Consider the following 14657-nt stretch of genomic DNA (forward strand, 5'->3'; position numbering starts at 1 on the left):
TGCCGCGACTGGCGACAATTCCCCGCGGGGAATGGCCGGGGGCCCTCGGTCGCCGCTACAACAGGCCGGTGGACTTCCCCCGTGCGCTTCGCGAACGTCGTATCCGCCGTCACCTCAGCCAGCTCGACCTGGCGCTGCGGGCGGGCACCACCCAGCGGCACCTCAGCTTCATCGAGTCCGGCAGGTCCGTCCCCGGCCGGAACATGGTCGTGCGGCTGGCCGAGTCGCTGGAACTGCCGCTGCGGGAGCGCAACGACCTGCTGCTGGCCGCCGGCTACGCGCCCGCCTACCCCGAGAGCCCGCTCGAGGACCCGGTGCTGGCCCCCGTGCGCACGGCGATCGACCACATCCTGCGCGGCTACCAGCCGTATCCGGCGCTGGTGGTGGACCGGCGCGGCGATCTGGTCGCCGCGAACACCGCCTTCGGTCTGATCACCGAGGGCGCGGCCCCCGAACTCGTCGGCCCCGGCACGAACGTCTACCGCCTGGCACTGCATCCCGACGGCCTGGCACCCCGCATCCTCAACCTCGCCGAATGGGCCCGCCACATCCTGGCCGGGCTGGCTCACCTGCCGGAGTTGCGCAGGGAACTCACCGTGTACGTTCCCCCACTCGAGCCGTCCACCGGGCTCCTGGGTTTCGCGGTCCCGCTCCGTCTGCGGTCCTCGTACGGCGAGCTGCGCCTGATGACGACCGTGACGACCTTCGCCACCGCCGTCGACGTCACGCTCGCCGAGCTGAAGCTGGAGGCGTTCCTGCCGGCCGACCCGGCGACGGCCGAGGCGCTCTCGGCGGCAGCCGGGTCCGCCTGCCCGGCCGATGCGGGTCAGGCCCCCGGGAAGATGTAGTCGGCCTTGGTCCGGCCGTCGTCGAGCACGAGGAACTCCAGGCCTCCGCCCGACGAGATCGCCCGTCGCGGCGGAGACCGCCTCCCAGCCGAACCTGACCACACCGTGCAGGCGCACGGCGTCGGCCCGTGCCCTGAAGGTGAGTCCCGGGGTCGGCTAGCGTCGGGGTATGCGCAGCGACACCTCCCCCAGCCTTGCCGACGCCCTCACCGCCGGGACGGTCGTGCTCGACGGCGGCATGTCCAACCAGCTGGCGTCCGCGGGCCACGACCTGAGCGACGAACTGTGGTCGGCGCGACTGCTGGCCGACCGTCCGGACGCGGTGAGTGACGCGCACCTCGCGTACTTCAGGGCGGGCGCGGACGTCGCGATCACCGCCAGCTACCAGGCGACGTTCGAGGGTTTCGGCAGGCGCGGGATCCCTCGGCAGGAGGCCGCCCGGCTGCTCGCGCTCAGCGTGGAGCTGGGGCGGGACGCGGTGCGCCGGGCGCGCGAGCAGGGGATCGTACGGCCGCTGTGGGTGGCCGCGTCGGTCGGGCCGTACGGGGCGATGCTCGCCGACGGTTCCGAGTACCGGGGGCGGTACGGGCTGGGCGTCGACGCGTTGGAGGCGTTCCACCGGCCCCGCCTGGAGGTGCTGGCCGGGGCGGCACCGGACGTGTTCGCGCTGGAGACCGTGCCGGACGCCGACGAGGCGGCGGCGCTGCTGCGGGCGGTGCGGGGGCTGGGGGTGCCGGCGTGGCTCTCGTACAGCGTGGCGGGCGGACGGACGCGGGCGGGGCAGCCGCTGGAGGAGGCGTTCGCCCTGGCCGCCGAGGTGGACGAGGTGATCGCGGTGGGCGTGAACTGCTGTGCGCCCGAGGACGTGTTCGGGGCGGTGGAGGTGGCCGCGCGGGTGACCGGGAAGCCGGTGGTCGTGTATCCCAACAGCGGTGAGGTGTGGGACGCGCGGGCTCGGGCGTGGACGGGGCCGACGACGTTCGGGGCGGAGCAGGTCGCGGGGTGGCGGGCGGCGGGGGCCCGGTTGATCGGGGGGTGCTGCCGGGTGGGGCCGGAGGGGATCGCGGGGATCGCGGGGGTGGTGTGAGCGTCGCGGTCGACGCCGAAGGGGTGCGGTCGCTCGGCGGCAGACCGCTGCCGTGGGCTCGTCGCGCCCACGCGGCGGAGCCCCGCATGAGCACTGTCCCGTGCCCCTGGCGGGGCGCTGACCGCCCTGCACCAGGCGGGTCCCGACCTGCCCGGGGACGTGTCGCTCGCCGGGTACGACGACCTTCCGTTCGCCCGCGACCTGCACCCTGCGCGGAGCCGGCCGCCGGGCATCTGCCGGTGGGCACGCACATGGTGGTGCGGGACTCAGTGGCGGCGCACGGCGGCCATGGAGCGGCGCAGCCGCCGGACCGCCAGGGTCGGTTCGGCAGTCCGTTCGGGGCGTGGTGTCGTGCCCGGTGCCCACAGGGCGAGTGCCTCGTCCCGGGGGCCGGACACCGTGTGGGGTTCGCCGTCGCCGAGGACGCGGACCGGGTGGGTGTCGTCCCAGGGCTGCCAGCCGGGGTCACCGGTGGTGGCGAAGCGGACCCAGGCGCCGTGCATCGCGTCGGCCAGCCGTTGCGGGGCACCGTCGCCGGCCAGCAGGGCGGCTTCGGGGACCGCGCCGGTGTCGAAGACGAAGCCCAGCTCCAGGCCGTGGCAGGCGCCGAGGCCGGGCCGGCGGGAGGGCCAGGCGAACTCGTAGAGGTAGGAGGACCCGGGGCGCGCCTCGGCCAGCCGGTGCAGGGGGCGGCGCAGCAGGTGGTCGGTGACCATCTGGCCGACGATCTCGGCGGGGGCGGCGTCCGGATGCAGGGCGCGGTAGCCGCGCGGCACCTCGTGGGAGGCGTGGCAGCGGGCCATGGCGCCGGCGAAGGCGACCGGGCCGAGCCGGTCGACGTGGTCGACCAGGCCGCCGGGGACCAGCCAGAGCCGGTACTCGTCGCGGGTCCAGCCCATCAGGAGGTCGACTCCCCGGGCCGCCTCGCCGGCCACGAGGGCCTGGAGCGGGTCGCGCGGGACGAGGTCGCCGTCGACGACGATCCCGAAGGCCGGGCCGCCGAGGACGGGACTGCTGAGCCGGCCCACCTCGGCCTGGGTGCGCAGCAGGAGGGTCCGGTCGACCGCGGCGAAGGCCCGGGCGGTGGCGGGGATCCTGAGCCGGGCGGCCATCCGGCGGACCATGCGCCGGACCTTGTCCCGCTCGGCGGCCTCGGGCGGCCCGCTCTGCAGGACGGCCCGGCGGATCAGGCCCTGGGTCTGGGGCGCGGCGAGCAGGACGCCGGCGCTGATGGCTCCGGCCGACTGGCCGCAGAGGGTGACGCGGCCGGGGTCGCCGCCGAAGTGCGCGATGGTCTCGTGGACCCAGCGCAGGGCGGCGAGCTGGTCGTGCAGACCGGGGTTCGGCGGGGCGTCCGGGAACAGGCCGTAGCCCTCCACCCCCAGTCGGTGGTTCAGGGAGACGAACACCACCCCGTCCCGGGCGAACGCGTGCCCGTCGTACACCGGAACCGCGGAGGATCCCCTGGTCAGGGCGCCGCCGTGCAGGAAGACGAGGACCGGGAGCCGGGCCCCGGGGCCCGGCTGCGGGGTCCACACGTTCAGATTGAGGCAGTCGTCGCCGGGGATCACCGGGTCGGACAGGTACCGCGCGAACGCCTCCGAGTACGGCGGCTTGGGGGCCGTCGGCCCGAAGGCGCCCGCGTCCCGCACGCCGTCCCAGGGCTCGGGCGGCACGGGCGGCCGGAACCGGTGTGCCCCGTAGGGCGGGGCTGCGTACGGGATGCCGCGGAACACCGCGATGCCGCGCTCCCACCGGCCGCGCACCGCGCCGTACGGGGTGCCGGCCACGGGGTCCTTCGGGTCCGTATGGTGCGCCGTCATCCGCCCACCAGCTCCTCCCGCCGCGCGCGTCTACGCCGGTATGACAAGAGCACCACATCCACACCCGGTATTCCGGCACGCACGGCGGCCGGGCGGACGCGCGCCGCTCCTCGGCGTACGTCAGGTGTGTGGTTGCCCGACTGATCCGGCCGCCCGCCTGTTCGAAGTTTCGAAAGCCACGCACGCGACGATCTGGCGAATTCCCAGGTCTTCACGCCGTGTTGACGCGCACCTATCGTAGGAAGCGCTTACTGCACGGCTTGCACGCTGACCGCGGAAGCAGCGTTGGTCGCAACTTTCGTTACTTTCGTTGGCCCAACGGCGGGCCGGAGAGGCGGGTTCCCCATGGTCCGTGCCGGGAGCACGAGCATGGCGGCGGCCGGTCCGACCCTGGCGGTGGTGGCCCGCGAGGCGGGCGTCTCCGTACCCACGGCCTCCAAGGTGGTCAACGGCCGGGACGACGTGGCACCCGAGACCCGCCGCCGGGTCACCGAGGCACTCGAACGGCTCGGCTACGTCCGCAGGCCGCGCTTCGACGCGACCAAGGCCCCCGCCCTGATCGATCTGGTCGTGCACTCGCTGGACAGTTCGTGGTCGGGCGCGGTGCTGCGCGGGGTGGAGGAGGCGGCGTACGAGGCCGGTCTGGAGATCGTCGTCTCGGCGGGGCTGAGCCGGACGCGGACCGGCCGCCCGGAGCGCGACTGGCTGGACAAGCTCACCGCACGCGGTTCCTCGGGAGTCCTGTTCAACCTGGCCGAGCTGACCCGGTCCCAGTACGCCTGGCTGGACCACCACCGCATCCCGTACGTCCTGATCGACCCCGTCCACGAACCCCCGTCGGGGACGGTCTCGGTCGGGGCGGCGAACTGGCAGGGCGGGGTGACCGCGACCGAGCACCTGCTCGCCCTCGGCCACGAGCGGATCGCGGTGATCGCCGGCAGCCGGCGCAAGCTGTGCGGCAGCACCCGGGTGGCCGGCTACCGCTCGGCGCTCGCCTCGGCCGGACTGCGCCACCGCGGCGAGTACGTCCGGCACGCCGGCTTCGACGAGGGCACGGCCCGGCACCGCATGCACGAACTGCTCGACCTGCCGGAGCCGCCGACCGCCGTGTTCGCCTGCTCGGACCGGATGGCGCTCGGGGCGTATGCGGCGCTGGCCGAGCGCGGGCTGCGGGTGCCGGACGACATCAGCGTGGTCGGTTTCGACGACCTGCCCGAGGCGCGCTGGGCGGCTCCGGCCCTGACCACGGTGCGCCAGCCGCTGGCGGAGATGGCGGCGACGGCGCTGCGGCTGCTGGTGCGGATGATGCACGGGGACCGCCCGGAGGGCACCCGGACGGAGCTGTCGACGCGGTTGGTGGAGCGGGCGAGCACGGCGGCCCCACCGGCCCGTTCGGCCGTACGACGGTGACCGCGCCCTCGGCAAGATCGTTTCCGGGGCATGAAACTCACCCCGCGTACCGCCGCGGCCGGCGCCCTGACCGCGGCCGCCCTGACCACGGCGCTGGGCACCGCCCACGCCACGACCCGGACGGTCGCCCCGGCCCCTCTGCACACCACCACGGTGACCGCCCCGCACGACGACCATGACCCCGAGGAGGACGTGGAACTGGACGAGAGCGGCCACCCCGACCTCGGCGAGGACTGAGCGCCCCTGACCGGACGAGGACCGGGCGCCCCGACCCGGGTGAGGGCGGCCGGACCGGTCCGGCCGCCCTCCCGCGTGCGCTGTCGCGTCCCACGGCGTGCGGGGTGCGGGGTGCGGGGTGCGGCGTGCGGGGTGCTCAGTCGTCGTGCGTGACGGGCTCGCCGAGCATCGCCTGGATGGCGTCCACGGCGCTGCCGTCGTGATCGCTGCCCGCCGTGCCTCTGCCGGCCTGCACGTTCGCCGTGCGGTCCACCTCGAGGACGGAGTCCGCGTGCGAGTTGTCGATCACCGTGATCAGGCTGTCGCCCGCGTGGGCCGGGGCGGCGGCCCCGGCCAGCAGCGCGACGGCGGCCACCGCGGCCGCCCGCAGCACCGGCATCGCGGCCGTCACACGCCCACACCCTCGGGCTCGTCGAGCCGCTCGCGGGCGATGTTGCGCTCCAGCAGCGTCGTGGACACCTTGACGCCCACCCCGCCGTCCGCGTCCACCTGGGGCAGCCGGCCGTCCGCCGCCTTGAGGTCGCCGAGCGCCGCGTCCATCGCCTCGTGCGCGGCGAACAGACACGGTGTGGAGTAGATCGCCACGTCCACGCCCAGCTCGTCCAGCTCGGTCAGCGAGAGCCGGGGCGACTTGCCGCCCGCGATCTGGTTGAAGAGCAGCGGTTTGTCGCCGACGACCTTGCGGATGCGGCGGATCCACTCCTCGCTGCGCACCCCGTCGACGAGGATCACGTCGGCGTCGGTGGCGGCGAGCCGCTCGGCGCGGTGCAGGATGTCGTGCTCGTCGGTGGCGTCCGTACGGGCCACCACGACCAGGTCCTGACGGGTCTGAAGGACCCGCTCCAGTTTCTCGAGGTACTCCTCCAGCGGCAGCACCTGCTTGCCGTCGGCGTGCCCGCAGCGGCGGGGCCGCTTCTGGTCCTCCAGGATCACCCCGGAGGCGCCGATCCGCTCCAGGCCCTCCACGACGTGGCAGGCGACCTCGGGGTCGACGTAGCCGTCGTCGATGTCGACGAGGAGATGGTGGTGCGGGAACGCGCCCCGCAGCCGCTGGACGAAGGCCACCATGTCGGGCCAGGCGATGAATCCGATGTCCGGCAGGCCGTAGTACGAGGCGGCGAAGCCGAAGCCGGAGACGAACATCCCGTCGTAGTGCTTGGCCGCGATCGACGCCGAGTACATGTCGTACACGCCGATCAGCGGGGTCGTCCCCGGCCCGGCGATCTGCTCGCGCAGCTTCTTCCCGTAAGTCAAGGTCCGGCTCCTCCTGTGGGTGGCGCGGCGGCTCGGACGGCCTCCGCGTCTCAACGCCCTTTGCCAAGACAAGAGCATCTCTAGATACGCACGTGACCATCTCCGTGCGCGACCTTTACTCACTCCAACGGCGGATCGGGTTCACCGGAGAAACGTCACTGGCGGCCCCGTGCGGCGCAACGGGACGTCCGTACGGGTGAACAGGACCGGGGGGACCGGCGGGACCGGCGGGGTCAGAGCCCCGGCGGCGGCACGCTGTTGTCGGGAGGTCCGCCGTCCCCGTCGGCCGGCAGGTCGCCGCGGCGCACCGGCTCGCCGTCGGTGAAGGCCGGGTCGGGGGTGGGCGGCAGGGCGTCGAGTTCGCCGGCGGAGGGCCGGTGGACCGCGGTGCAGGGCGTTGCCGAGGACGGCCGCGGAGACCTCGCCCCCGGCTTCGAGCCGCACGACGCACTCCTTCTTCGCCACCTGGTACCGGTGGTGTCCGGCGTGACGGGGCCGGACGGTACAGAGGTGGATGACGGCGCCGGTGCTGTCCGTGTACGCGGCGGAGAAGCCGTCGTCACCCTGCACGCCGACGGGCCCGTGGTGCCGCACCGCTGTTCCCCGGGCGCCGGGTTTTCCGGGCGCCCCCGGATGCGGGGAACGGGTCCGAATCGTTCAAGACCGGCGCCGGGCCGGCCGCCTACGGTGACCGCATGACTCCACGATTCGCCGTGCTCGGCCTGGTCGTCTCCGACCTGTCCGCGTCCCTCGCCTTCTACCGCCGTCTCGGTCTGGACTTCCCGCCCGGAGCCGAGGAACAGCCCCATGTCGAGGCCGAGTTGCCGGGCGGCCTCACCCTCGCCCTGGACACGGAGGAGACCATCCGCTCCTTCCGTCCGGCCTGGCGGCCGCCGGCCGGGGGCGGCCGGGTGGGGCTCGCCTTCCGCTGCGGCTCGCCCGCCGAGGTGGACGCGGTGTACGAGGACCTGGTGGGCGCCGGGTACCACGGCGAGCTCAAGCCCTGGGACGCCTTCTGGGGTCAGCGGTACGCCACGGTGCACGACCCCGACGGCAACGGCGTCGACCTGTTCGCCCCGCTACCGCAGTAGGCCGGTCACCGGCACGCCCGCCAACGCCCGCACCTCGCGGGAGAGATGGGGCTGGTCCGCGTACCCGGCCCGGACGGCGGTCGCGGCGAGCGGCACCCCGGCCCGGGCAAGCGCGAGGGCGCGCTGCATCCGCAGCACCCGCGCCAGCGTCTTGGGCCCGTAACCGAAAGCGGCCCGGCTGCGGCGGTGCAACTGACGTGCGCCGAGCCCCAGTTCGTCGGCGACGGCGGCCACCGGCCACCCCGTGTCCAGCGCTTCGACGAGCCGCACGAGCAACGGGTCGGCGGGCGCCGCGCCGTCGAGGGCGATCTCCTCCAGGGCGCGGCCGGGATCGGCGGCGCGAGCGACCCGGTTCCGCAGCCTCCGCACGTCCGAAGCCGGCCAGAGCTCGCTCAGGTCGACGCGCCGGTCGAGCAGTTCGTACGCCGGCAGCCCGAGAAAGGCGGGCGCGGCCCCGGGAGCGAAGCGCAGCCCGGCCCACGCGCCGACGGCTCCCTCGGGGACGTACGCGGAGGTGTCGGGCCCGGCGACGAGCAGCCGTCCCTCGTTCCACAGCAGATCCATGCACCCGTCGGGCAGCACCCGTCCCGCGCCACCCTCGTCCGGGATGTTCGCCCAGACAACCGCACCGGCGAGCCGGGACGCCCGTTCCCTGTACACGGACTCAGCGTAGCCGCGCCTCGCGGGGGCGCTGGGGGTCCCCCCGGCCGGAGGCTGGGGGAGGAACTGCGCGACCGGCCCCACCCGGCCCGCGGCCCCGGCCCGCGCCCGGCGGTGCCCCGCGGCGGAACCGCCCCCCGGCCCTCACCCCTCCCGCTTGTGCGGCGGATGGCTGCTCTTCACGTGCGCGCGCAGCCGCGCCGTGACGTCTTCCGGCGGCAGGAACCGCGACCACCGCTCCGGGAACTCCGACGGCATGTCGGGGTCGTCGGGGTCGTCGGCCCCGCCCTCGCGCGCCGCCGCGGTCGCGCGGGCGACGTACTCGGCGACCTGGGCCTCCCGCAGCCGTTCGTTGGCGGCGCGGGCGGCGGCCGTCGCGGCGGCCGGCCAGACCCGGTCGATGGCGGCGTTCACGGCGGCGCCGACCAGCACCGCGAAGGCCGAGACGCCGATCCACAGCAGCACGGCGACGGACGCGGCGAGCGAGCCGTAGATCGTGGCGCCCTCGATGGTGTGGGTGAGGTAGATGCGCAGCAGGAAGCTGCCGAGGACCCACATGGCGAGGGCGACCAGGGCGCCGGGCACGTCCTCGATCCACGGGGAGCGGACCGGCACGGAGACGTGGTACAGCGTGGTCAGGAAGACGATGGACAGGACGATCACCACCGGCCAGTACAGGACCTGCACGACCGTCTCCGACCACGGCACGATCCGGACCACCGCGTCCGGGCCGGCCACCATCAGCGGCAGCGCCACCGACCCGATCAGCAGGGCGGCGATGAAGAGCAGGAAGGAGACGATCCGGGTCTTCACGATGCCGCGGACGCCGTCGAGGCCGTACATCACGGTGATCGTGTCTATGAAGACGTTCACCGCGCGGGAGCCCGACCACAGGGCGAACAGGAAGCCGATGGAGATCACGTCGGGGCGGCCGCCCTGGACCACGTCGTGCAGGATCGGCTCCGCGATCTCCTTGACGCCCTTGTCGGACAGGACCGTGTGGGAGGCGTCGAGGAGGTTGTTCTCCAGGCTGGCGATGGTGTGGGCACCGGTCCAGTCGTCGACGTAGCCGAGCAGTCCGATGAGGCTGAGCAGCAGCGGCGGCACGGACAGCAGGGTGAAGAAGGCGGCCTCGGCGGCGAGCCCGAGGATGCGGTACTCCATGCAGGAATTGACGGTGTCCTTGAGCAGCAGCCAGGCCGTCCTGCGCTTGGAGACGTTCCGGTAGAGGGCTCTGGCCCGGTGGAGCCGGCCGGAGGGCCGCTCGGGGATGTCGCTTGCTGGCTGCACGCCCTAACGGTATCCGCCGTCCGGGTCGCCACTCATCTTCCGGGGGTCCTGACCGGGTCCTTCCGGACGGGACCGGGAAACGAACGGCCCGGTGCGGGATCATCCGGCGCGACCGGGGAAGTCGCTGTGTCACGCTGGAGACCACCGCCGTCGGCCCGGGTAGGTACGCAGACATGGCAGGCACCACCACCCACACCGTCACCAACCAGCCGCCCCCGCTGGTCGGGTACGACCTGTTCACCGCCGACCACGCCCTCGTCGAGGCCGTGGCCCGGCACACCGCCCCCGAGCTGCTCGACGAGGTGCGCTCCGAGCTGTCGGGCATCGGCTCCTCGGCCGGCTCGGCGCAGGTGCAGGAGTGGGGGGCCCAGGCGAACGAGCACCCGCCGCGGCTGCGCACCCATGACCGCTACGGGCACCGTGTCGACGAGGTCGAGTTCCATCCGGCCTGGCACCGGATGCTCGGCAAGGGGGTGGGCGCGGGCCTGACCACCGGCTTCGTACGGCCGGCCGGGCACGTCCGGCGCGCCGCCGCGTTCCTGGTCTGGACCCAGGTGGAGGCCGGGAACTGCTGTCCGCTGTCGATGACGAACGCGGCGGTGCCGGTGCTGCGCACCGAGCCGGAGCTGGCCGCCGCCTGGGAGCCGCTGCTGACGTCGATGATCTACGACCGCGAGCTGCGGCCCGCCGGGTCGAAGGCCGGCGCCCTGTTCGGCATGGGCATGACGGAGAAGCAGGGCGGCAGCGACGTACGCGCGAACACGACCGCCGCCGTCCCGCTCGCCGAGTCCGGGACGTACACCCTCTCCGGGCACAAGTGGTTCTGCTCGGCGCCGATGTCCGACGGCTTCCTGGTGCTGGCCCAGGCGCCCGGCGGCCTCACCTGTTTCCTGGTGCCCCGCGTCCTGGCCGACGGCTCCCGGAACGTCTTCCTCCTCCAGAGGCTCAAGGACAAGCTCGGCAACCGGTCCAACGCGTCGGCCGAGGTCGAGTTCGACGGGACCTGGGCGCGGCGGGTGGGCGAGGAGGGGCGCGGGGTGCCGACCATCATCGAGATGGTCGCCGCGACCCGGCTGGACTGCGTGCTGGGTTCGGCGGGGCTGATGCGGCAGGCCGTGGCGCAGGCCGTGCACCACTGCACGCACCGCGAGGCGTTCGGCGCGAAACTGGCCGACCAGCCGCTGATGCGCAACGTGCTGGCCGATCTCGCCGTCGAGTCGGAGGCCGCGACCACGCTGGCGCTGCGGCTGGCCGCCGCCTACGACGACGGGGGCGAGGCGGAACGGGCCCTGCTGCGGCTGGCGCTGCCGGCCGCCAAGTACTGGGTGACCAAGCGCTGCTCGCCGGTCGTGGTGGAGGCGGCCGAGTGCCTGGGCGGCAACGGCTACGTGGAGGAGTCGGGGCTGCCCCGGCTGGTGCGCGAGTCGCCGCTCAACGCCGTCTGGGAGGGCGCCGGGAACATCCAGGCGCTGGACGTCCTGCGGGCGCTGCACCGCGAGCCGGGCGCCCTGGACGCCTGTCTGCAGGAGATCGGCCGCGCCCACGGCGCCGACCACCGCCTGGACCGGGCGGTCAAGGACCTGTTCGCCGAACTGGCCGACCTGGAGGGCGCGCAGACCCGGGCCAGACGGCTCGTGGAACGGCTGGCGACGGTGCTCCAGGGCTCGTTGCTGGTCCGCTTCGCGCCGTCCGAGGTGGCGGACGCCTTCTGCGCCTCGCGGCTGGGCAACGACTGGGGTGCGACCTTCGGCACCCTGCCGGCGAGCCTGGACCTGGCGGCCCTGGTGGACCGGGCCCGGGTGCACCTCCCCGGGTGACCCGGTCCGGGAGGGGTTGGGGGTGGTGCTGCGCCGACACGGCACCACCCCCACCACTTCGGCCCGTGTCGGGCCGCCGACGCCGTGGCGTCGGCCCAATTTTCGGCCACCCCCGGCTCGTTCACCAGGGTTGCAAGGGGTTGCAACCTGGCGGTGACTGTGTGCGGACCGGGTGCCTCCGGCACCGGAGAACGGCAGTATGAGACGCGCAGCCGGACCGGAAACCGCCGCCCGGACGGCTTGACAAGACTCTTCCATGCCTTTTCCGAGGACTGTCCGGGAGGACCTCAGTGGGGAACCCGCCGATGGACGTGGCCCGACTCGCCGCGCAGGACGCGGCACAGGCGGCTCGGGTGCTGCGCGAGGTCCGCGAGGCCCGACTCGCCGGACACCGTGGGCGGATCGCGCCCCGGCCGGTGATCGAGCAGTCCTGGGGGCGGATGCTGCGCAACGGTGTCGACCCGGACCACGACTTCCGCTCGGGGCTGCTGTCGGCCGACGAGGTCCGGCGCAGACGTGAGGAGTCACCCCTCAGGGACGTACTCCCGGTCCTGCGCGAGGGGTTGCTTTCGGTCGCGGACGTCGCCCAGCACATCATGGTGGTGGCCGACGCCGACGGCCGGGTGCTGTGGCGTGAGGGTTCCTCGCGGGTGCTGCGCAAGGCGGACGGGCTGGGCTTCGAACTGGGCGCCGACTGGCGCGAAGACGTCGTCGGAACCAACGGGGTGGGCACGCCGGCGGTGGTGCGCAGGCCCGTGCAGGTGTTCGCCGCCGAGCACTTCGTGCGCTCGCACGCCTCCTGGACCTGTTCGGGCGCCCCCATCACCGATCCCCGGGACGGCACGCTGCTCGGGGTGGTGGATGTCAGCGGACCGTTGGAGACCATGCACCCGGCGACCCTGGCCTGGGTGAACTCGGTGGCGAAACTCGCCGAGGCCCGGCTGCGGGAACTGCATCTGGACTCCCTGGAACGGCTGCGGGCGGTCGCCGCCCCGGTGCTGGCCCGGCTGCCCGGGCGGGCGCTGGTCGTGGACGCCGACGGCTGGATCGCGGCGGTCACCGGCATGCCGTGTCCCCGGCGGCTCGCGCTGCCCAAGTCCCTGTCCCCGGGCCTCCGTCGGCTGCCCGCGCTCGGGCTGTGCTCGGTGGAGCCGCTGGCCGGGGGCTGGCTGCTGCGGAGGGCGGACGAGCCGGTGCCGGCGGACGGCGGACGGCTCGTGCTCGACCTGAGCCGGCCGCGCCGGCCCGCGCTGACGGTGGGCGGCGACGCGGACTTCTGGACCCGTGAACTGAGTCCGCGACACGCGGAGTTGCTCTACCTGCTCGCCGTACGGCGGGCCGGGCGCAGTGCGGCAGGTCTCGCCGAGGACGTGTTCGGGGACGCCTCGCGGACCGTCACCGTACGCGCCGAGATGTCCCGGGTACGACGGTACCTGGGGGCACTCCTCGAACACCGGCCGTACCGCTTCCGCGAGGACGCGCGGATCGAGGTGCTGTTCCCCGACGACCCGCGGGACCTGCTGCCGCACTCGACCGCCCCGGCGGTGACGGAGGGCAGAACCCCGGGCCACCGGTCGAGGTGAACGCCCCGACGCCAGGGGCGCATTCGGCGTATCCGGGGCATCCCGGGAGATGTCTTCCGCATATTTGCGAGGTCTTCGAGATACCGGGGCCCCGGCTGCCGTAGCATCCCGGTACGGGCCTCCCCACCTGCTCCTCGGTCAACGTACGGACCATCCGGCGCAGTTGGCCCGCCTCGGGAGGAGACATGAAGCATCGCGGCAGACACCGGCGACGCAGGCGGGGCGCGGCACTGCGCGCCGCCCTGGCCGGGACCGCGCTCGCGCTCACCGCGACCGCCACGATCGTCAGCGCCTCGCAGGCCACGGTCGCCGAGGACCCCGGCGCCCTGAAGCCCCTGACCTCCACCGCCGCCACCGCCCGGTTGGGACTCCGGGAGCACCTGGTGCCCCGGCGCGCGCTCGACCGGCTCGCCTCGGCGGCGGGCGGCACCGTCGGGGTCGCGGACGTACTCCAGAACGCCGACCACACGCTGCGGGAGGCGGCCGACTGCGACTCCGGCGACCGGGACACGCTGCCGGTCACGCCGGCGGCCGACGAGGCGTACTGCTGGGACCCCACCGACACCCTCACCGACGACTGGCGTCCGGCCTCGGTGACCACCTCGTCGGACGCGGACGACGACGGCCTGTGGGGCGCCAACCGCGTCGTCCTCGCCGGCTGGACGCACTCCACCACCTCCGGTCCGGCCGCCTCCCGGGGCCTGGCCCGGATCGCCGTGGTGGACGCGAACGACCCGGCCCACCCCACCTACGCCTGGGTCCTGCTGACCGTGCCCAGCGCCGACGGCGGCACCTACCGGGGTCTGACCTCGCAGATCTCCGGAATGGCCTGGTACGAGAACAAGCTGCTGGTCACCACCACCCTGGGCAGCGCCGACGCGCTCTACGTCTACGACCTGAACCGCATCCAGCGGACCTCGGTCCTCACGGACGCGGTCGGCCGGGTCCGGGGCGGCTGGTCGGCCGACGGGTTCCGGTACGCGATGCCCGCGGTGGGCTGGTACAGCTTCGCCGCGGGAGCCTGCTCCGGGGACGGCGCGCCCTGTCCGAGCGCGCTCTCGGTGGACCGGGGGACGTCCCCGGACAGCCTGGTGCTCGGCGAGTGGACCACCGCGGGCGGCGACCGGCGGGCCGCCCGGCTGTGGCGGTACGCGTTCGACGAGAGGCCCGCGCGCGCCGGGCTGCTCGCCACCGACGCCGCCGGCCGGGTGGGAGCGGTGGAGGCGTACCGGACGGGGGCCTCCGAGATCCGGGGCGTCCTGTCGTACCGACCGCCGGGCGCGACCGGCTCCGAGTGGTACGTCGGCCATCTGCCCGGCGCCATGGACGGGCACGGCAGCCTGTGGCGCCAGGACACCGACGGCGCGCACGGCAGCCGCTGCGGCTCGGACGCCTCGCACCGCTGCTGGGCCGCGGGTACCGGTTCGCTGTCGTACGCGTCCGACACGGGCGAGGTGTGGTCGATCAGCGAGCGCATGCTGTTCTCGACGCCGCTGCGCTCGATCGACGCGTCGCTGAGCTAGCCGGCGTCGCCGCGTCGGACCCGGCGACGGGGCC

The 14657-nt window shown here is 74.2% G+C and carries 13 protein-coding genes and 1 pseudogene; 9 read left to right on the forward strand and 5 right to left on the reverse strand.

Going from position 1 to position 14657, the window contains the following annotated elements:
* The first annotated feature begins 68 nt into the window (after positions 1-68).
* From AB0958_RS06070 to AB0958_RS06080, 3 genes and pseudogenes are all read left to right on the forward strand, one after another.
* Positions 69-848 carry a helix-turn-helix transcriptional regulator gene (locus AB0958_RS06070; protein WP_366889090.1) on the forward strand — a complete coding sequence of 260 codons (780 nt, stop codon included), beginning with the start codon at positions 69-71 and terminating at the stop codon, positions 846-848.
* Between the two features lie 169 nt (positions 849-1017).
* Entirely contained in the window at positions 1018-1935 is a 918-nt protein-coding gene (gene mmuM, locus AB0958_RS06075; protein WP_366889091.1) for a homocysteine S-methyltransferase, read from the forward strand.
* A 111-nt stretch (positions 1936-2046) separates the two neighbouring features.
* Positions 2047-2207 (forward strand): annotated as a pseudogene (locus AB0958_RS06080) (LacI family transcriptional regulator); the annotation flags it as partial.
* Here AB0958_RS06080 and AB0958_RS06085 read toward each other — a convergent pair.
* A complete protein-coding gene (locus AB0958_RS06085; protein WP_366889092.1) occupies positions 2202-3758 on the reverse strand; it encodes a carboxylesterase family protein in 1557 nt (518 codons plus the stop codon). The pseudogene AB0958_RS06080 and the gene AB0958_RS06085 overlap by 6 nt on opposite strands.
* Before the next feature lie 345 nt (positions 3759-4103).
* Here AB0958_RS06085 and AB0958_RS06090 point away from each other — a divergent pair, with 345 nt between their 5' ends.
* Together AB0958_RS06090 and AB0958_RS06095 are read left to right on the forward strand one after the other, a co-directional pair.
* Positions 4104-5168, forward strand: coding sequence for a substrate-binding domain-containing protein (locus tag AB0958_RS06090; RefSeq protein ID WP_366889093.1), 1065 nt, complete (start codon positions 4104-4106; stop codon positions 5166-5168).
* A 30-nt stretch (positions 5169-5198) separates the two neighbouring features.
* Complete coding sequence (locus tag AB0958_RS06095) at positions 5199-5405, forward strand: hypothetical protein (protein ID WP_366889094.1); 207 nt, start codon at positions 5199-5201, stop codon at positions 5403-5405.
* A gap of 136 nt (positions 5406-5541) precedes the next feature.
* Here the strand turns inward: AB0958_RS06095 and AB0958_RS06100 are convergent, their stop codons facing one another.
* Together AB0958_RS06100 and AB0958_RS06105 are read right to left on the reverse strand one after the other, a co-directional pair.
* Positions 5542-5796, reverse strand: coding sequence for a hypothetical protein (locus AB0958_RS06100; RefSeq protein WP_366889095.1), 255 nt, complete (start codon positions 5794-5796; stop codon positions 5542-5544).
* Positions 5793-6659, reverse strand: coding sequence for an isocitrate lyase/PEP mutase family protein (locus tag AB0958_RS06105; RefSeq protein ID WP_366889096.1), 867 nt, complete (start codon positions 6657-6659; stop codon positions 5793-5795). The genes AB0958_RS06100 and AB0958_RS06105 overlap by 4 nt, the downstream gene beginning before the upstream one ends.
* 695 nt (positions 6660-7354) lie before the next feature.
* On the opposite strand from AB0958_RS06105, the gene AB0958_RS06110 reads away from it, so the two are divergent.
* Entirely contained in the window at positions 7355-7750 is a 396-nt protein-coding gene (locus AB0958_RS06110; protein ID WP_366889097.1) for a VOC family protein, read from the forward strand.
* Here the strand turns inward: AB0958_RS06110 and AB0958_RS06115 are convergent.
* Positions 7739-8410, reverse strand: a complete 672-nt coding sequence (locus AB0958_RS06115) for a helix-turn-helix transcriptional regulator (RefSeq protein WP_366889098.1) — start codon at positions 8408-8410, stop codon at positions 7739-7741. The two genes, AB0958_RS06110 and AB0958_RS06115, sit on opposite strands and share 12 nt — an antisense overlap.
* Before the next feature lie 144 nt (positions 8411-8554).
* Positions 8555-9700 carry a YihY/virulence factor BrkB family protein gene (locus AB0958_RS06120; RefSeq protein WP_366889099.1) on the reverse strand — a complete coding sequence of 382 codons (1146 nt, stop codon included), beginning with the start codon at positions 9698-9700 and terminating at the stop codon, positions 8555-8557.
* Positions 9701-9873: 173 nt separating this feature from the next.
* On the opposite strand from AB0958_RS06120, the gene AB0958_RS06125 reads away from it, so the two are divergent.
* From AB0958_RS06125 to AB0958_RS06135, 3 genes are all read left to right on the forward strand, one after another.
* Positions 9874-11517 (forward strand): acyl-CoA dehydrogenase family protein, encoded by a 1644-nt coding sequence (locus tag AB0958_RS06125; protein ID WP_366889100.1) that lies wholly within the window; start codon positions 9874-9876, stop codon positions 11515-11517.
* A gap of 305 nt (positions 11518-11822) precedes the next feature.
* On the forward strand, positions 11823-13100 hold the full coding sequence (locus AB0958_RS06130) for a GAF domain-containing protein (protein ID WP_366889101.1): 1278 nt from the start codon (positions 11823-11825) through the stop codon (positions 13098-13100).
* Between the two features lie 185 nt (positions 13101-13285).
* The gene (locus AB0958_RS06135) at positions 13286-14623 is read left to right on the forward strand and encodes a hypothetical protein (protein WP_366889102.1); all 1338 of its coding nucleotides are present in this window, start codon (positions 13286-13288) and stop codon (positions 14621-14623) included.
* The last annotated feature ends 34 nt before the right edge of the window (positions 14624-14657 follow it).

It is taken from the genome of Streptomyces sp. NPDC006655 (assembly GCF_040703965.1).
Taxonomy (GTDB): domain Bacteria; phylum Actinomycetota; class Actinomycetes; order Streptomycetales; family Streptomycetaceae; genus Streptomyces.